The organism is Shewanella sp. 8A, assembly GCF_023475945.1.
GTDB classification, from domain to species: Bacteria; Pseudomonadota; Gammaproteobacteria; order Enterobacterales; family Shewanellaceae; genus Shewanella; species Shewanella xiamenensis.
Genome location: NZ_JAMDJP010000003.1, coordinates 182928 through 201268, shown reverse-complemented (window position 1 = coordinate 201268; position 18341 = coordinate 182928). Strand labels below are relative to the sequence as shown.

At 45.9% G+C, this 18341-nt stretch carries 14 protein-coding genes; 6 read left to right on the top strand and 8 right to left on the bottom strand.

Features of this window, described 5'->3' with window-relative positions; translation table 11 throughout:
• Positions 1 to 363: 363 nt before the first annotated feature.
• The 8 genes from M0413_RS03655 to M0413_RS03620 all read right to left on the bottom strand — a co-directional run bounded on the left by M0413_RS03655 (position 364) and on the right by M0413_RS03620 (position 10746).
• A complete protein-coding gene (locus M0413_RS03655) occupies positions 364 to 2526 on the bottom strand; it encodes an AAA family ATPase (protein WP_069454244.1) in 2163 nt (720 codons plus the stop codon).
• Positions 2523 to 2975: a VPA1267 family protein gene (locus M0413_RS03650; RefSeq protein ID WP_069454243.1), complete on the bottom strand. Its 453-nt coding sequence runs from the start codon at positions 2973 to 2975 to the stop codon at positions 2523 to 2525. Before M0413_RS03650 ends, M0413_RS03655 begins: the two co-directional genes overlap by 4 nt.
• On the bottom strand, positions 2975 to 3415 hold the full coding sequence (locus tag M0413_RS03645; protein ID WP_069454242.1) for a hypothetical protein: 441 nt from the start codon (positions 3413 to 3415) through the stop codon (positions 2975 to 2977). The genes M0413_RS03650 and M0413_RS03645 overlap by 1 nt, the downstream gene beginning before the upstream one ends.
• 2 nt (positions 3416 to 3417) lie before the next feature.
• Positions 3418 to 5469: an integrase gene (locus tag M0413_RS03640; RefSeq protein ID WP_099457436.1), complete on the bottom strand. Its 2052-nt coding sequence runs from the start codon at positions 5467 to 5469 to the stop codon at positions 3418 to 3420.
• A complete protein-coding gene (locus M0413_RS03635) occupies positions 5462 to 7048 on the bottom strand; it encodes a site-specific integrase (protein WP_170919400.1) in 1587 nt (528 codons plus the stop codon). Before M0413_RS03635 ends, M0413_RS03640 begins: the two co-directional genes overlap by 8 nt.
• On the bottom strand, positions 7041 to 8384 hold the full coding sequence (locus M0413_RS03630) for a site-specific integrase (RefSeq protein WP_069454240.1): 1344 nt from the start codon (positions 8382 to 8384) through the stop codon (positions 7041 to 7043). Before M0413_RS03630 ends, M0413_RS03635 begins: the two co-directional genes overlap by 8 nt.
• 166 nt (positions 8385 to 8550) lie before the next feature.
• Entirely contained in the window at positions 8551 to 9270 is a 720-nt protein-coding gene (ssb, locus tag M0413_RS03625) for a single-stranded DNA-binding protein (protein ID WP_069454239.1), read from the bottom strand.
• A gap of 108 nt (positions 9271 to 9378) precedes the next feature.
• Complete coding sequence (locus M0413_RS03620; RefSeq protein ID WP_037431506.1) at positions 9379 to 10746, bottom strand: MFS transporter; 1368 nt, start codon at positions 10744 to 10746, stop codon at positions 9379 to 9381.
• 408 nt (positions 10747 to 11154) lie between these two features.
• Here M0413_RS03620 and uvrA point away from each other — a divergent pair, with 408 nt between their 5' ends.
• The 6 genes from uvrA (at position 11155) to M0413_RS03590 (ending at position 18341) form a co-directional block, all read left to right on the top strand.
• Entirely contained in the window at positions 11155 to 14007 is a 2853-nt protein-coding gene (gene uvrA, locus M0413_RS03615; protein WP_037422576.1) for an excinuclease ABC subunit UvrA, read from the top strand.
• Between the two features lie 72 nt (positions 14008 to 14079).
• On the top strand, positions 14080 to 14418 hold the full coding sequence (locus tag M0413_RS03610; protein ID WP_224021592.1) for a hypothetical protein: 339 nt from the start codon (positions 14080 to 14082) through the stop codon (positions 14416 to 14418).
• A gap of 84 nt (positions 14419 to 14502) precedes the next feature.
• On the top strand, positions 14503 to 15528 hold the full coding sequence (locus tag M0413_RS03605) for a M28 family peptidase (protein WP_249553204.1): 1026 nt from the start codon (positions 14503 to 14505) through the stop codon (positions 15526 to 15528).
• 191 nt (positions 15529 to 15719) lie between these two features.
• Entirely contained in the window at positions 15720 to 17591 is a 1872-nt protein-coding gene (locus M0413_RS03600; RefSeq protein ID WP_037422567.1) for a DEAD/DEAH box helicase, read from the top strand.
• 152 nt (positions 17592 to 17743) lie between these two features.
• Positions 17744 to 17899: a hypothetical protein gene (locus M0413_RS03595; protein WP_156143179.1), complete on the top strand. Its 156-nt coding sequence runs from the start codon at positions 17744 to 17746 to the stop codon at positions 17897 to 17899.
• A 67-nt stretch (positions 17900 to 17966) separates the two neighbouring features.
• Complete coding sequence (locus M0413_RS03590) at positions 17967 to 18341, top strand: hypothetical protein (protein WP_037422564.1); 375 nt, start codon at positions 17967 to 17969, stop codon at positions 18339 to 18341.

Sequence of the window (18341 nt, the reverse complement as noted above, 5' to 3'; positions counted from 1 at the left end):
GCATTGAGCTTATGTCGATATGAATAGTCATATTTAATCTACAGAGCAAGGACAAATTAGCGCCCCCTAACATTGTCAATCCAACTTAATTGCGTGATCTACGGAAATCAATAGAAGCAGATCGCTTTGAAGATGATTGTTGTAGTAAAAAGTTAGCTTGCCTTACTGAGAAGCACGATCCGAGTGACAATCAACTCGACGAATGGATGCTGGACACTGTGGTTGAGACACATGCCATTTTGCGGTTAAAAGTCCGTCCAACTTCAGGCGTTAATGTCCGCTCTATCAAGCAAAGCATACTTTCGCATGAGTACTATGATGCGGAGAGAAATTTCTGCTTTTCGCTCGTTGCTGATATAACCATTAATTGGCCAACAAATCAGCCAAATAGCTATTTCTTTTGTGTGAATTACTGATGGTTTCAGTAATGAGCCTCATATCCTGAAAACTACCGACAATATGGATCTCATGCTCAGCTCGTGTTATTGCAGTATATAGCCACGCTCTATCAACGATTTTACCGTTCTGTAATGCAATAATAATTCTAGGGAATTGCGAGCCCTGAGCTTTGTGAAGGGTTATCGCATAACCCAACTCCATACAATCGAGCACCGCTTGCGTTATCTCAATCTTGTCACCGGTATCAAGTGTGACTTCACCGTAGCTTTCACCTGATGATTCAACACTAGTTAGCGTGCCAAGGGAACCGTTTTGAATGCCTTTGTCGTAATGGTTTTGCGTGAATAAAATAACATCATTCAGTTTCAGATTTTGGAAATATCGCTCTCCGTGCATTTCAAACTCAAGCAGTTGACCATCTACGTTAACCTGCGCCTGGATCAGTTTATTGATGTCAGCAACAAGTGCTTTAGTCGGTGCCATTACACGACTGTTTTCAGGTGATTGCTTAAACAACGCACAGCACACTTGAGGTATATCGCCTTTTGCGGTTTCATGGAAGGTGATTTTTCCAGTGCTTAACTGTGCTGGTAAAATGCCCTGATTGATGAGTTTGGAGTATTCAGGGATACCTGTTGAACCCTCTTGGCGTTTAACAATATCAAGTCTGGTGTTAGCTATAGCGTTTGACAACACGATATCCGCTAGCACTTTCCCACAGCCAATAGGCGGAAGCTGGTCTGGATCACCAGTAAAAATAATACGTACTGAGGGGTGGATATGATTCACCAAACGGTACATCGTGGGTAGGTCAATCATGCTTGCTTCATCAATCACCAGAAGGTGTTTTTGCTTCTCATCTGTCGGCTCTATGGGGTCTTTACGCAGCAGTTTGGCAATGGTTGATGTGATAAAACCAATCGACTCATGTAAACGCATGGCCGCTCTTCCACTAAGGGCCACCGCGTGTATTTCAAACCCCATCTGATGGTAGGCTCGAAGTGCTGTTCTAAGCACCGTAGTTTTACCTGTACCCGCACCACCAGTAATACAGCTGACAGCATTATCTAGGCAGGTAACAACTGCGTCGCTTTGCTTCTGTGTGAGGGCGTATGGGAGAGCAGCAAATGCAGTATGGAATGCCTCATTGGCCATTTCATCGTACAGGTTATTTTGGCAGGCAAGAGCTTTGAGTCGTTTAGCAACGACATTCTCCATCAACAATTGGGCTGTAGGGTGATAAGTTCCCTTCTCTGGGTTTAGCAGGTACTGCGCTTTGTGATGTCCTGCAATAAATGCTTGTGTCACTAGAGTTTTATCTTTGAGAAGCGAAACCATATATGGCTTTAACGCTGCTTGCGTGGTGTAAGTATGGCCCTTGTTGATTTCTTTTCGGATGGCAGCTTCTAGTGCTGCACTCAGCCGACGATTATCGTCATCTTTGCAATTAAAAGGGTTAACTAGTGCTAATTTATCCACATCCGCAAACAACATCCCAAAGCCAATCAGAAGGTACGGGTCCTGCTTTATGGCATCAATAGCGCCTTCACCATGATGTTTTAACAAGCGTTGCTGGACGCTGGCAGGAATTTTACGTTCCGTCATCCAGTTACAGTAGGCGAGATTCTTATATTTTGCGTAACCCTCAAACAGGGCACTGATAGAATCTTCGCTCAGAACGCTTCTAAGCTGCTTTCTTGATTCAGGTGTATCTTTTCTAGCAATTGAGTGAAAATCCTTACCCAGCTTCGCCCAGAGAGCTCTGGCTTTGCTTTCTCCAATACCTTTGAAGTCACTTTCTTTTGCGATAAATTGAATGAGTTGTTCACCTGTTTCAGGCAAACTACACACGATGTGCTCAGGTAACTCATAGGTATGCTGCTGCATCACATAATCACCTATTTCTGCTTCTGTAATTAAGCGAGCACCTTTTACTGACCAATGCTGACCTATTGCGGGTTGAACAGGGATAGAATCAGGATGCACTTTGATGGTGACGTAGTATTTACCACTATTAGTTTTATAGGAGTTTCGGTTAAGTGGTACGCCGCTGAATATAACCAAGTTGGCCGAAGAAAATGGGATACTGGTAATCCGAATTTGATCTTCATGCAAAGCAATTTTCATCGTGGCATGAACCCCATTTCAGAAAGTGTTTCAGACAGCTCGCCAAAGCGCTCAAGTTTCCCTTCTAGTTCTTTAACCTTGGCTTTCAGCTCAATATTTTCCGCTTCTAACACGGAAAGACGATTTGAATCCATAGCTCTGCGATTAGCAGTATTGTCATATAGCTTAGGTTTATCATTGAGACCTTTGACCGTTTCGGCTTCGGGCGGCAGAATCCCTTTTCCCCGCAGATTGTCTTCCAGTAACTTTAAGGCGTCTTTAAGCGCAGGGTTTTGCGTTAATGCTGATTTACCACAGCCAATCGCTTTGGCTACTTCACCTCGATTGAGCTGCCCCCTAAAGGTAATCTGCGTAAAATCCTCATCCGATTGAGTTGCTACCCAAGTTTGAAATGCACTGAGGTTTTGCAGAGCTTTCTCAGTGCCATTAACACCTTTCTCAGTAGCCATTATGCGCCTCCTGTTCTGCGCTTAATCGCAGTCATAGGCTGCTCCAGCATCTCAATTGCGTCATCTAATGAGTCAATACGTATACCATGCTTATATGCATTGTGCTGCCATAAAACAAAGCGTTGTTTGTATTTGGCAATTGTATTATTTGCCCGTACCAGTTCAGCTTCCAAGCCTTCTACCTGATTTTTCCAATACTCAACGTTACTATCTTCGCTGCGTTTTTTTTCAATGGGAGTCTCCCGTAAAGACTGCTTGCGAGCGGTGTACGCTTCCTGAATCTCTTTATATCCAGATAAAGCCTGGCGGGTAACATCTTCAAGCCCAAGCATTGCTTTGACCTCATTGCATAGCAACGGCCAAGTTAATTTACCTTTCCATGTATCAATCAAATGCAAAATGTCAGAGATATTTTCATTGGTAACTACAATTTTAGGCATGATTACAGCTCCATTAGCTCGAACAATTCATCTTCAAATTGAAGTTTTTCTGGTGATGTAACTTCGGTATCCAATCCCTTTTCTCTGAGCATTTCTTTAACGGGTGACGGATCATATTCCTCAGGAATTCTAACAACTGCTCCATCTGGGGTATTTTCATCTTCGAGAATACGAATTTTTGTGCGGATATGAGACAACCGCCATCCGTGGTTCGTTACCCATCGATCTGCCCCAAAAGCTCCCATATCATGATCAATTAATGCTTTGTTTAATTGAGACTGAACCTCTTGTTCTCGCTTTTTGAGTAAATCTAAAGAGTCACTGAACCCTTTGATGCAAACTAGTTCCTTGCAAGTTTCGCAGTCACCATTGCGCTGGCAGGGGGTCATTGCATAGTCATGCTCGCAAATCCCTAACTCAGTTACTATTGCAGCACCATCCAAATCTTTACCAATTTCCTTAAACGTCACCGGTATCCTGTGCTTAATTTTATCAAGAATACCAGCGTTTTTTGGGATCATTAAATCTGCAACTTGCTCGGATTTTTCGTCCTCTGTACGGTGATCATACTTCCTGTTGTCACCTACTTTTGCACGACCAGCCCAGTGTGCCAATGTAAGCTCATCCATTCCTCCTTTTTCGGCCATGTTACTGAGCCAGTGACGAGCACGATGTGTGGTCAATTCAATGGGTTCACCACTTTTTAAACTAAAACTATGCTTTGCCCACAGCGTGCGTTCACCTTTAGCCTCTGATTCAGCAAAACGATCATTAATGTAATTCACTGTTGGAATGCTAAAAGAAAAACCTCTTGGATTGAAATCAGCATGAAACTCTTTATCTCGATGTAGCAACAAGGCCTCTGAAACCCTTACTTTTTGTCCTTTATCCACATATGGCCATTTCGGAAATTTTTTTGTGAATCTTTCGTACTCAAATTTTCCAAGTGCTTGATATGTAATAACACCACCATTTTCAACTAACAGCTGCTTTAACCATTTGGTATTTTTTGGAGAGAAACTTTTTAGGTTTAAATCTAATGCGGCATTGAGCTGCTCTATCGACAATGGTGCATTTTCAGGGAAATTTGGTGGTGTAATACAACCATCATGAACCATGAACCGCTCAGGGTTTTCCTCTGCAAACTTTGCAGCTTTACGAGCGGATTCACCTATACGTTTCAGGCGCTCAACGGCCATTACGACTATATCTTGCATCACCGTTGGAACCCATTTAATTCCTATTTTGCCTTTTTTAGCAGGCACCCATCGTATGCCAAGCTGATTATCACCAGCCCTGTCTTTTTCCCATACGAGACAATCTACTGGCAATGCCGTTTCCTCTGAGCCTCGTGAAGGAGCTGTCATCAGCAAGGCATATATTGCTGTATAATATTCAGCTTCAATACCTAGTTGCGGAGCCTTGCTAAATAATTCAGCAACCAGCATCATTTCCTCAGTAGTTGGCAATTTTTCAGAACGGTATTCTTGCCCCTTTTCATCAAGAGCAATTGTCAGATCTTTAACTTTCCCATATGGGTTAGACCATTCTGGTAAGCTTGGTGCAATAAAGTTTTCACGGCAAAAATCGAGTATCAATTGCATTTGATAACCCGCCTTATTTCTTGCTGCGGGATCTGAAAGCTGGCTATGAAATACTTCATCAAGATGCTCTAGTACCGTTCCATTCAGCATCAAAATGTCAGCTTTTCCAGTCGCTGCAATTATCGCTTCTTCTAGCACGCGAAGTGCTTCCATATGACGTTGTAAATTGGTTACAGGTCTATCCGTGTATGAATTCTTGATGTAGGCCTTAGCAAAGTCTAAAAATGGTTCAGATAACGGCTCATAACTGTATGAATTTGATGGCTTGAGATTGGTAGAAAAGCGAACAACAACTTTGCGGTTTCCGTTTATAGTATCCCATTTATTCTCATGCCATTTGTCGTTACCAAAAACCGTTAAATGAGTGCGGCAATCTTCGATAAACCTTGCTAGGTTTTGTGCAGCATCAAGCTCAGCTTTTGCTTTAAATCGAATTACATTATTAGCCATTACTAGAGGCCTCTTGCTCTTGTTTCATGTCAGCACAAGCCTGTACTACCCATTCAACTGCCAAAATTAACGTGTCTTTCGTAGAAGCATACTGTTCACTTTTTGTTGCTTTAAGACGTGCATCTTTTTCTCGATAGAGACTATCCAAGAATTTTTCGTGCGGAGCATCTAAGAGAGGCCTGAATTTTTCGCATAGATAGCAGGCTTCATAACCTTTCACGCAGAAATTATTGGTTCCGCATGCGCCAACAACCTCATTATCTTTGTTTGGAATTCGAGCAGTTAGATCATTGCCACGTTCGCCATCTTGAAGATTTTTAATTATTTCCCCTTTAAAAGCCTTCGCAAATGGAGCCAATTGTTGACCAATGGCCTTATCAATGTACGTTACTGTATCAGCAGTGTTTTCTGTGTAGACCATCACATTTTGAGTATCTGATTGATCTAACGCCTCTGCGATGATAAAGGCACTTACTCCTCTACGCCCGAGATTAGTACCCCGAGTTCGCCTGAAACGTCTGGCAGATATTTGAATAAAGTCACCCGTGCGTTCGCTTACGGCTTGGTTTAGCAAGTTCACTTGCCTCATAAAGCCGTCCCGAAACTGATTTGTCGATAAATGTAGAATGTCCGAGCTGAATATTTGCTCTGAGCGAAAGTCATCAGAATGTTTATCAATAAATTGAGACACACTAGCCCAATCTACAAAAATTGGAGTTAAATCTTTCTGTCTCTGGCTAAGTTCAAATCCACATATATCACTTAACCTCTTTTGCTCCTGAACAACTAAATTCTTGAGGGTAAGATAAAGCTCTTCTGTTATTGCCAGTCTTTTAAAAACCTCACGAAACCCGACGCCTCTTTGCTTTGCTCGCGGGATATTGAGGTAGAAGTTAGTAGCTCCGCTCTTAGCGCATTTTTCTTTTATCAGATCTTCTGCTTTTAACTGCCGTATTTGTACAGATCTTCTGGCTGTCGCTTGTAGAGTAGATAGGTAGCCATAACATGCTAATGTAATTTTGTTCTCGGCAAACAAGCGAATAAGTTCATTTGCGACTGCTATTTGCTCATTCTGTGTCAATGCACCTGTATATGGACAACGATTAGCAATCGCGACTCCTTTCTGGTTTCCTGATAGTGTCATCTTCTCAAGCACTTTCACGACTTCACTACTAACTCCTTTGTAGCCGTAGTCATGCCAACTGATTAAGAAGCCACGCAGTGCCCCTAAATACCATTGATGCTCATCATCTAGCATAGCTCGCCAATTTCTAACCACATGCTCATCAACTGTTTTGCATCCAGTACCCCTCACCATGCGCTGAAAATTATGATACATATTCGCCGTATGCCAAGCTGAGGACTCTTCAGCATAGCGAGCTAATGTATTTCTAAATCCATCAAGAGTAACCGTTTCCAATTCCAACACTTCTTTTTGAAAACTGATTGTTGTGTCTTTATTTAGAGCCCATGTATTAGTTTTAATATCAAAGCTATAACCATCCCGTGAGGTTTTAAAGGGGGATTTCAGAGTAGATGGCCCTTGGCCACCACGTTCTTTTAATACGACATTATTCATTGGCACCTCCGTTATCCACGTTTGCCTTCCTTACTTCCGCAGCTTTCCTTTGGAGTTCTTCTTGCTCCATTAAGGACACCTCATTAGCCTTTTTGGAAACGTGACGTTGGTTATATACGTTCCCCGATTTTTCACTTGAGTGCCCCATTTGATGCATGCGCATTTTAGCTTCTGTGCCGCTATCAATATTTTTGAACCTCTCCACGCCGGATTCAGCTAACACATTGTTTTTATCAATTTTATCTGAAAAAACCTCGTTCCAATTGTGCCTAAAATAGTGAGGATGAATATCTGCAAATTTTTCATCAACCCCTTTCATTGCAGGGACGATAGTATTGTCAAAAGATGATCCTGAAATTGGTAACCCTTGCGTATTCCCTTTGCGATGAGTTACAAAAAGGTATGGGTGTTTTTTCGCATTTTGCAAGGGGCGACGATATTTTTGGATATAAGTATCAAGTAACTCTGCCGTTTCATCAGAGAGCCTTAGTTTCCGCTCTCTTGTCTTAGCAACTCGCTGCTTTTTACGTGGGTCATTTCTATCATCATGTGTTCGTCGAACCCAAAATGACTTTTTGTCCCCGTGCAAGGTCATATCTGTTAATTTGAGCGAAAGCAATTCGCCGCTTCGGATTCCATGTCGTTCAATCAAAAGGAACATCAAATAATTGCGGAATCGTATGCTTTCATTCTTAAATGGATTAAGAGAATGTTCATAATGTGCAATTTCAATAAACTCTTTAACTAACCCATCTGGCAGAGTTTTACTGTCTTTATCATCTAGTACATTATGCCCCTTTCCTTTAGGGCGAGCAGCTTTGAATGCCTTTTCCATCTTTTCAATTTTTTGATTAATTTGAGGCGAGGGGGATTGCTTAACTGCTAATTTTGCAAGGAAAGTTAGATACTCTATAACAGATGTCATACGATTATAGTGATGACTGCGGCCAACCGATGGAGCGACATCAATCAGCTTTGGCGAATCCATTAAGCTTACAACTTTATTTCGTCCCTTACTCTTTTTGGTAGCCTTTCCTTTCAACTGCTGAATATCTAATGCTAGGTAAGATTTGATATTTTCAATGTCATCTTCATCAAGAAACTTTCCTTGTTGGAATTCACGGTACAAGTCTCGCTGCTCTTGATTTTGCCAACCCAAAAACCATTTCACATGTTCCAATTTGTTAGAGATAGTTGATTCCGCTTTTCCGCCTGACCTTAACTTATTTGTTACCCAAAGCGTTATATGAAAATGTGGCATATCGTCTTCACCCATTAGGATGGGGTAACGTTCACCATTATCAAAAACCAACGTCTCCACACTATAGGCGATCATCTATACGACCTTTATTTTAACACTTTAGTTATACGTTAAACCTAGTATAGAATGAGATTTCGACTTTTTAAAGTGTTAAAAACAAAAAACCCAGTAAAAATACTGGGTTCAGTTATTTTAAGTGTGGATTTAAGATTTAAATTTACACTTTTATTTTATGCGTAACCTAAAACGGGATATCGTCGTCCCAACCGTCATCCAAATCTGGAGTAAAGTTTTGCTGTGGCTGTGGTGCAGGGCGCTGTGCAGGAGCCGCTGGCGCTTGATACGCAGGAGCTGCAGGCTTAGGCGCATAACCGCCCTGCTGTGGCTGAGCGTGAGGCTGAACATGGGGCTGCGCCTGTTGCTGACCATAGCTTTGCTGAGCTGGCTGCTGATTGTAGCCAGATTGAGGTTGTGGCGCTGGTGCTTGGTAAGCCGGAGCCGCTTGCGGTGCTGGCGCGTATTGATTTTGCGCAGGAGCTGCTTGTTGTGAGGCTGATTGGTAACCGCCGTTTTGTGGCATACCGCCCATTGGGGCACCTTGGCCTTGACCTTGGTTACGGCCGCCTAACATTTGCATGCTACCGCTTTGGTCGATAACCACTTCAGTGCTGTAACGATCTTGACCGCTTTGGTCTTTCCACTTACGCGTTTGCAATTTACCTTCGAGGTAAACCTGTGAACCTTTACGCAGGTACTCACCCGTAATTTCAGCCAACTTGCCAAACAGAACCACACGGTGCCATTCAGTACGTTCTTGCTGTTGACCTTGTTGGTCTTTCCACGATTCGCTGGTCGCAACGGTGATGTTTGCGACTGCGTTACCGTTTGGCATATAACGCACTTCTGGATCTTGTCCCAAATTGCCAACCAAAATTACCTTGTTAACACCACGACTGGCCATTGAAATCTCCTGCGATTCTTTAAATAATCTGTTAATTCAGTATGTTGTTTATAATTGTTGCCGCAAGGGAAAATCCGCATCCCTAAGTATTCGCGGCAATAACACATATTATTGAGCAGAGCCTAACACAGCTCGGGCTTCTCTTAAATCGAAATGCTCGTCAACTTTGAGATAAGCGACTTTCTCGTCTAGCACCACAATCGCTTCAACCACACCCATCAATTGTGACAGTTGCGCCGCCATATCACGGGCTTGGGTTTTGTCTTTAACGGCAGCCTCTAAGGTGTAACTCTTAAGCAGTACAGGATTTTCCATCCCTAAGGTGAGCAATAACCAAATGCCCATTAACACCAACGCGACAATAAACACGCCCACGGCACCGACTAATTGGTACGCACCGCCACCGAGCATACCGCCACAAAAGGCCCCGAAGAATTGGCTGGTCGAATAAACACCCATCGCCGAGCCTTTTTCACCCACTGGGCAGAATTTCGCAATCAAACTCGGCAGCGACGCCTCAAGGTAGTTAAAGCCAGTAAAAAACAGCAGCACGGCCACGCTCAATACCCAGAGGTTGCTGGCAAAAATCGCCATGGCCGCAAGGGCAAACATCATGATCACTAAAGCAATTTGGAACATCGCCTTAGTATTCTTGCGCTTCACCCCGATGATGATTAACGGCACCATCAAGAAGAATGCGCCCACAAACGCAGGGAAATACAGCATCCAATGTTTTTCTTTCACCAGACCCGCATCGACTAAGTCGAGTGGCAAGGCGACAAACACGGCGGTTAACACTAAGTGCAGAATAAAGATCCCCGCATCGAGCCTAAACAGCTGCGGATCGGTCAACATGCGCTTAAGCTTCGCGGGCGCCGCTAAGGTATCGCCCTTAGGTGCGTGGGAAATGGGATTGGGCACCAATAACTGCACAATCAACATGCCTAACACCGCAAGCCCAGCAGTTAAAAAGAATAACCCTGATAAGCCTAAATGCTGCGCCACAATTGGGCCAACCAGTAACGACAGTGCAAACGAGCCACCGATACACATACCAATAATCGCCATGACCTTGGTACGTTGCTCATCCCGTGTTAAGTCAGCCGCAAGCGCCAGCACAGCGGCCGCAATCGCGCCCATTCCTTGTACAGCACGGCCAAACACCACGCCATAGATAGTCTCAGCATTGGCGGCAATTAAACTGCCGATGGCAAACACCACTAAGCCTGCAAGAATGACAGGTTTACGGCCATATTTGTCTGATAAAATCCCCATAGGGATCTGTAAAATGGCCTGAGTTAAGCCATAAGCACCGATGGCAATGCCCACCCAAAGGGGTGAAAAACCTTCTAAATGCCGACCATAAAGTGCAAAGACGGGCATGATCATAAACAAGCCCATCATGCGTAAACCAAATACACTGGCTAAAGAAAACGCGACTCTTGTCTCGGTTCCTGAAAGTCCGTTGTTACCCATGATTTTGCCTTGGATTGAAGTCTTTTAGGGGGCGCATGTTAGCACACCACAAAGCATTTGCTCAAAAGGAAAAACCGTCCTAAGCACTCGTAGTTAACGGGTTGTCCAGCCCCATGGCAACGCCGTTTAAAAGGCACGGTTACGGCCTTAGGTCTTTATTTTAAAGGCTTATCTAAAAGTCGATTCGCTACAAATAGTTAACTTGATACTTACAGAGATAAGCTTAGGCTTGCCCTCATACTTGGATTAATCTTAGTTAATTCGCTAGGTTCATCACGATTATATCGCCCACGGCCAAGCATTGGCTTACCGCCAACCCAGAATAGAGATCACAGAATCGACTAAACTCAGCCGCCGAACTGTGCGATACTTAGGCTCATTTTTTTAAGCATAAGACTTGAGCGATAGATGGATAAGATTGAAATACGCGGCGCACGGACCCACAATCTCAAAAATATCAACCTGACTATCCCAAGGGATAAGTTAATCGTTATCACAGGGTTATCGGGATCAGGCAAATCTTCCTTAGCATTTGATACCTTATATGCCGAAGGCCAACGACGTTACGTTGAGTCTCTTTCTGCCTATGCCCGCCAATTCTTAAGCTTGATGGAAAAGCCCGATGTCGACCATATCGAAGGCTTAAGCCCGGCGATTTCCATCGAACAAAAATCAACCTCCCATAACCCACGTTCGACTGTGGGTACAATCACCGAAATTTACGACTATCTACGTCTGCTGTTTGCCCGCGTGGGCGAACCGCGCTGCCCGACTCATGGCCAACCGCTTGCCGCGCAAACCGTGAGCCAGATGGTGGATAAAGTGCTCGAAATGCCCGAGGATAGCCGCTTAATGCTGCTGGCGCCCGTGGTCAACGGCCGTAAGGGTGAGCACGTTAAATTACTCGAGGGTTTATCCGCTCAAGGTTATATCCGCGCCCGTATCGACGGTGAAGTCTGCGATTTAACCGATCCGCCAACCCTCGACTTACACGTTAAGCACACCATCGAAGTGGTGGTCGATCGTTTTAAAGTCCGCAGCGATATCCAGCAGCGCCTCGCCGAATCCTTTGAAACCGCGCTCGAACTCTCGGGTGGGATTGCCGTGGTCGCCAGCATGGATGAAGGCGCCACTGAAGAATTAATCTTCTCGGCCAACTTTGCTTGCCCGCACTGTGGTTACTCGATGGCCGAGCTTGAGCCACGGATTTTCTCCTTTAACAACCCAGCCGGTGCTTGCCCAACCTGCGATGGTTTAGGGGTACAACAGTTTTTCGATCCTGACAGAGTGATCACCAACCCTGAGTTATCCCTGGCTGGCGGCGCAATTCGCGGCTGGGATAGACGTAACTTCTATTACTTCCAGATGCTAAGTTCGCTGGCCGACCACTATAAGTTCGATGTCGAAGTTCCCTTCGAACAGTTGTCGGATAAGGTGAGAAAAATCGTTCTCTACGGTTCAGGTAAAGACAGCATCGCCTTCAAATACATCAACGACCGTGGTGATGTGGTGGTGCGCAATCATCCCTTCGAAGGCATCTTAAATAATATGGACCGGCGTTACCGTGAGACCGAAAGTAACGCGGTGCGCGATGAGTTGGCCAAGTTTATCAACACCCAAGCTTGTCAAAGCTGTGGCGGTTCGCGTTTGCGTGAAGAAGCCCGTCACGTGTTTATTGGCGATCTTAACTTGCCGAAACTGACCGTTTGGTCAATTGGTGAAGCCCTAGATTATTTTGACAAACTCGAGTTCAACGGCCAAAAAGCACAAATTGCTGAAAAAATCCTCAAGGAAGTGCGCGACCGTTTAGGTTTCCTCGTCAATGTCGGCCTTAACTATTTAAGCCTATCACGCTCGGCCGAGACCCTCTCGGGCGGTGAAGCGCAGCGTATTCGCTTAGCCAGTCAAATCGGTGCAGGGCTTGTCGGCGTAATGTATGTGCTCGATGAGCCTTCTATCGGCTTGCACCAGCGGGATAACGAGCGTCTACTGCAAACCCTGATCCACCTGCGGGATTTAGGCAACACAGTGATTGTGGTAGAGCACGATGAAGATGCTATTCGCATGGCGGATCATATTATCGATATCGGCCCAGGCGCTGGCGTCCATGGTGGTGAAGTGATTTGCGACGGTCCGATTGAGAAAATTATCGCCTGCGACGAGTCCGTCACTGGGCAGTACATTTCGGGTAAACGCAATATTCATATCAGTACCCCACGTACGCCGTTCGACCCGAAACAAGTGATTGAGCTCTACGGCGCCCGCGGCAATAACCTGCGTAATGTAGATTTAACCATCCCTGTGGGATTATTCACCTGTGTGACTGGAGTATCGGGCTCAGGTAAATCGACGCTGATTAACGATACCTTCTTTAGAATTGCCCACAAACAACTCAACGGCGCCACCGTCGATGAGCCCGCGCCTTACGATCGGATTGTCGGCATGGAGCAATGCGATAAAGTGGTCGATATCGACCAAAGCCCGATTGGCCGCACTCCGCGATCAAACCCCGCCACTTATACTGGCATTTTTACCCCAATTCGGGAGATTTTTGCCGGAACGCAGGAATCCCGTACCCGTGGTTATCAGGTCGGGCGCTTCTCCTTTAACGTCAAAGGTGGTCGCTGTGAGGCCTGCCAAGGCGATGGCTTAATTAAAGTCGAAATGCACTTCCTGCCCGATGTGTATGTGCCCTGCGATGCCTGTAAGGGCAAACGTTATAACCGCGAAACCTTAGAAGTGCGCTACAAGGGCAAGAATATCCACGAAGTGCTGCAAATGACGGTGGAAGATGCCCGCGAATTTTTCGATGCCGTGCCTGCTATTGCCCGCAAACTGCAAACCCTAATGGATGTGGGTTTGTCCTACGTGCGGTTAGGTCAAAGCGCGACGACGCTATCTGGCGGTGAGGCCCAAAGGGTAAAACTGGCCAAGGAACTCTCCAAACGCGATACCGGTAAGACCTTGTATATATTGGATGAACCAACCACAGGCCTGCACTTTGCCGATATCCAATTGCTGCTAGATGTACTGCATCGACTCAAATCCCACGGCAACACGATTGTGGTGATTGAGCATAATCTGGATGTGATTAAAACCGCAGACTGGATTATCGACTTAGGCCCTGAAGGCGGCGGTGGCGGCGGTACAATCCTCGCCACAGGCACACCAGAAGAAGTAGCCTTGCATCCTATCTCACACACGGCACGCTTCTTAAAGCCGCTGCTGGAGCGGGATGCACAACTAGCAACGCAGTCATAATCAGGTAAGGCTTCAACCTCAACGACGCCTTGGGAGAACACTCCCAAGGCGCACTCCATCGAGGAGGATATTTTGTTAGAACATCGCCCCAACTTAACCAGCTTAAGTCGCGTTAATGTCATGCTCATTACCTGTTTAGGACTAATGCTATTCGCACTTGCTATCGCGGCTATCGATCCGATTATCGGTCAACCCACTCGTTTACAAGTTACTGTCTTAGATAGCACCGCAGAAAATAGCCTGCTGGCATTACCCGATGGCCGAGTCACCACGCTTGCCCAAGGTGGACTCACCAAAAATACTCAGGTCACCCTGTGCTCGCGCACACATTTGGTCTCTGGCTTAGAGCACTTTAATTTAAGCCCGCACCAAGAGGCGGCGCTCTCCCCCGAGATCCAGGTATTAGATTAAATCCACATTAGGGCCCATGCACTCTAGCTAAATCCCTGTTAGGCTTAGGATTGATCGTTCCTATTGCCAACCTTAAGGATAATCATGGGCAATTTGGCACACGCACTCACTGCAATCATCCGCTCATGGTCTCCATGCATGGGCTTATTGCGCTTTTTTACCCTTAGCCTATGTATGGGACTCATGGGCTGCACTAGCCAACCTGCCGAATATACTTGCTCGCCAGAGGCGATTCGATTGAATTGGGCTGCCCCCGCAGATCTTAAGCAAACAGTAGCAACACTCAGCTCAGCAGAATTAATGGGGCGTAAAACCCAAACAGAAGGCGCAGCCAAGGCGCGCGACTATTTAAACCGCCAGTTTCAACAACTAGGCCTTAAACCTTGGGGAACAACCTTCGAGGTTCCCTTCGAATATTCCACCCTATTTAGCCAAGAGGTGGGAAGCAATCTGGTCGCCTTAGCGCCAGCGCGACAACCTACGGATAAATGGCGTATTGTAGTCGCTCACTATGATCATCTCGGCATAAAAGGCGGCAAGGTTTACCACGGTGCCGATGACAATGCCTCCGGCGTTGCCGCATTACTCGCCATCGCCAACCACTGGCAACGCGCTGCACCCGACTCACTCCCCAACATTAACTTAATGCTTGTCGCGACCGATGCCGAAGAACCTGGACTGTTTGGCAGCACTGCCTTAGTGGAGCAACTCAAGCAGCGAATGCCTGAAGCGCAATTTGAACTGATGCTCAATCTGGATATGATTGGCCACCCAAGTCGCCCTTACGCGATTTACCTTGAGGGCAGCCGCAACTTTTATCAATTTCCTCAATTTAGGCCAATGTTGAATCAATCTAACGGCCTGTGCATCAAACTCAGTCACCCTAAGCCTGTGGGGAGAAGTATCCAGAGCACTAATTGGCTAAGAGCATCGGATCATTATCCCTTTCATCAGGCTAAAATCCCTTGGCTATATTTTGGTGTGCCCACCCATCCGCAATATCATACGCCGGAGGATACCTACGAGACCTTGGACTATGTTTTTCTCGCCGCGGTAGCGGAATCGGCTTTTGAATTAATTAAACTCGATGGCAACATTTTGAAAAATTAGCCGAAGTGGCGCGTTTCTTGCTCAGTTTTTGCGAAAAAACCTTCCCAAACGGTGGATTTATCCTTATCCGGATTGGTAAAGCGGCTTATATGCTGCTATAATCCGTCGTTCGCGGGAAATCGACACGGGGTTGATTTTCTGTCTGTGAAACTTAAGCGCCAATCCGCGCGCATCCACAAGGCTACAACTCAATGTCATCCGATGAAAGAACTTTCCGTGAACTCGGCCTATCCGAGAATTTGTTGCGTGCTCTTGACGAGCTAGGTTATGAAAAACCAACGCCAATCCAATCAGCCAGTATTGATCCACTTATGGCTGGCAAAGATATTTTAGGTCAAGCGCAAACTGGTACAGGTAAAACTGGCGCCTTCGCGCTGCCGCTGCTGAATAAAGTCACCAGCCAAACCACACCACAAATTTTAGTATTAGCACCGACGCGTGAACTTGCAGTTCAAGTTGCTGAAGCGTTCAGTAGCTATGCCAAATTTATTAAGAATTTCCATGTACTGCCGATCTACGGTGGTCAAAGCATGCAACAACAGTTGAATGCCCTCAAACGTGGTCCACAAGTTATCGTGGGTACGCCTGGTCGTGTAATGGACCATATGCGTCGTGGCACGTTAAAACTCGATTCATTAAAAGCACTCGTGCTCGATGAAGCCGACGAAATGCTAAAAATGGGCTTCATCGATGATATCGAATGGATCCTTGAGCATACGCCAAGCGAGCGCCAATTAGCACTATTCTCGGCCACAATGCCAGAGCAAATTAAACGTGTTGCTAACCAGCATTTACGTAGCCCTGTGCATGTGCGTATCGAGTCTAGCCAAACGACAGTTGAGTCAATCGAGCAACGCTTCGTACAGGTATCACAACACAATAAATTAGAAGCATTAGTACGCGTATTAGAAGTTGAAAATACTGAAGGTATCATCATCTTCGTTCGTACTCGTAACTCATGTGTTGAATTAGCTGAAAAACTTGAAGCCCGTGGCTATGCCTCATCACCTTTACATGGTGATATGAACCAACAAGCCCGTGAGCGTGCAGTTGAACAACTCAAAAACGGCAAGCTAGACATTCTGATCGCGACTGACGTTGCGGCCCGTGGTCTAGACGTTGAGCGTATTGGCCACGTAGTAAACTACGATATTCCATACGATACAGAAGCTTACGTTCACCGTATCGGTCGTACTGGCCGCGCTGGTCGTAATGGTATGGCAATTCTGTTCGTTACCAGCCGTGAAATGCGTATGTTGCGCACTATCGAGCGTGCGACTAACAGCCGTATTTCGCCAATGAAAGTACCAAGCCCAGAAACCGTTGCAGAACGTCGCCTGTCACGCTTGGGTGAGCAGCTCGCTCAAACCATGAACAACGATCTCGAATTTATGCGTGAAGCTGTTGCTCAGTTATGCCAGCAACTTGAAGTAGATACCGATCTGCTCGCAGCGGCCCTACTGCACCAAGTTCAGCAGGAACGTCCACTGCAATTACCTGCGATTCAAGAACGTGTTCGTGATGAACGCAGTGAGCGTAGCGAACGTAGTTCAGACCGTGGTGCTGACCGTGGCGAACGTCGTAGTCGAGAATCTCGTCCAATGCCAGCAAGCTTAGGCAGCGCTGAAGCGTTAAAAGACAATCCAGACCTGAAAATGTGCCGTTATGTGATCGACGTAGGTCGTGAAAATGGCGTAGGTGTAGGCAATATCGTTGGTGCTATCGCAAACGAAGCCAATATCGACAGCCGTTATATCGGTGCAATCCAACTTTATGATTCAGTGACAACTGTTGACCTGCCAGACGGCATGCCAAAAGATGTACTACAACACCTGAAGAAAGTGCGCGTGTGTGGTAAGCCATTGAATATCCGTGAAGCTGGCGACCAAGTCTTTGTTGACTCTGGCCGTGGTGCCCGTAGTGACCGTCGTCCACGTAGCGACCGCCCAGCCGGTGATCGTAAGCCACGTGCAGCGTCGGGTGACAAGCCGTTTGCAGACCGCAAACCACGTTCAGACAAGCCAGCAGGCGAACGTAGACCACGTAAACCACGCGAAGAGTAATCCGCAAACCTAAACCCTTAGGTCAAGCGCATAAAAAAGGAGCCTCGGCTCCTTTTTTGTTATCTAAAAATCGCTTCTGCTCAAACTTCACTGGCCAGTTGATATATCGAGCAGCTATAGTCAATACGTGGATGCCTAACTTAAGGACAAAAATGGATTTTTTAGCACTGATAACTTACCCATTTATCTCGGCACTGCCCGAGCTCGCTAAGTCATGCCGCGAAGATAAGACTTTATTAATCATGGTGCTCGTCGGTTGTACCCTGTTTGCGGGGTTTATTGGATTGTTAGTCGCCATGGCAAATTAACTTGCACTTAAGCCAGCATGTCTATTAGTGTCGGCGTAGTCTTTAGCAATGCAATTAGTGTATTTCGATGAAAAAAGCTCTTAGCGCAGGTCTTTTATCCGCCTTTGTCGCCCCCGGCAGCGGCCATTTTTACCTAAAACATAAACGCACTGCACTGGTGTTTTTTAGCTTAGCGGTCGTGAGCCTTGTGCTGCTACTCATGCAAATCTATCAAGTGGCACAAATCATCGCCTTAGATATTCAAAACGGCACCTTACCGCTTGATATCGGGGTGATTTCTGCCGAAATCACCCAACAAACCCAGACCACAATTGCCAATGCCAATGAACTGCTCTATGGCTTTTTACTCTGCTGGTTAGTGGCATTACTCGACAGTATTCGGCTTGGGCTTAAACAAGATAAGCAAGATTCCCTAACCGCAAACACATCGAGTGAGAATTGA

Bases quoted from the DNA above. Each gene is read 5' to 3' on its own strand.
- M0413_RS03605 (WP_249553204.1), top strand. From the start codon at position 14,503: ATGGGCAATTTGGCACACGCACTCACTGCAATCATCCGCTCATGGTCT.
- ssb (WP_069454239.1), bottom strand. From the start codon at position 9,270: ATGGCCAGTCGTGGTGTTAACAAGGTAATTTTGGTTGGCAATTTGGGA.
- M0413_RS03640 (WP_099457436.1), bottom strand. From the start codon at position 5,469: ATGGCTAATAATGTAATTCGATTTAAAGCAAAAGCTGAGCTTGATGCT.
- M0413_RS03650 (WP_069454243.1), bottom strand. From the start codon at position 2,975: ATGGCTACTGAGAAAGGTGTTAATGGCACTGAGAAAGCTCTGCAAAAC.
- M0413_RS03635 (WP_170919400.1), bottom strand. From the start codon at position 7,048: ATGAATAATGTCGTATTAAAAGAACGTGGTGGCCAAGGGCCATCTACT.
- M0413_RS03600 (WP_037422567.1), top strand. From the start codon at position 15,720: ATGTCATCCGATGAAAGAACTTTCCGTGAACTCGGCCTATCCGAGAAT.
- M0413_RS03590 (WP_037422564.1), top strand. From the start codon at position 17,967: ATGAAAAAAGCTCTTAGCGCAGGTCTTTTATCCGCCTTTGTCGCCCCC.
- M0413_RS03595 (WP_156143179.1), top strand. From the start codon at position 17,744: ATGGATTTTTTAGCACTGATAACTTACCCATTTATCTCGGCACTGCCC.
- M0413_RS03620 (WP_037431506.1), bottom strand. From the start codon at position 10,746: ATGGGTAACAACGGACTTTCAGGAACCGAGACAAGAGTCGCGTTTTCT.
- M0413_RS03655 (WP_069454244.1), bottom strand. From the start codon at position 2,526: ATGAAAATTGCTTTGCATGAAGATCAAATTCGGATTACCAGTATCCCA.
- M0413_RS03630 (WP_069454240.1), bottom strand. From the start codon at position 8,384: ATGATCGCCTATAGTGTGGAGACGTTGGTTTTTGATAATGGTGAACGT.
- M0413_RS03645 (WP_069454242.1), bottom strand. From the start codon at position 3,415: ATGCCTAAAATTGTAGTTACCAATGAAAATATCTCTGACATTTTGCAT.
- uvrA (WP_037422576.1), top strand. From the start codon at position 11,155: ATGGATAAGATTGAAATACGCGGCGCACGGACCCACAATCTCAAAAAT.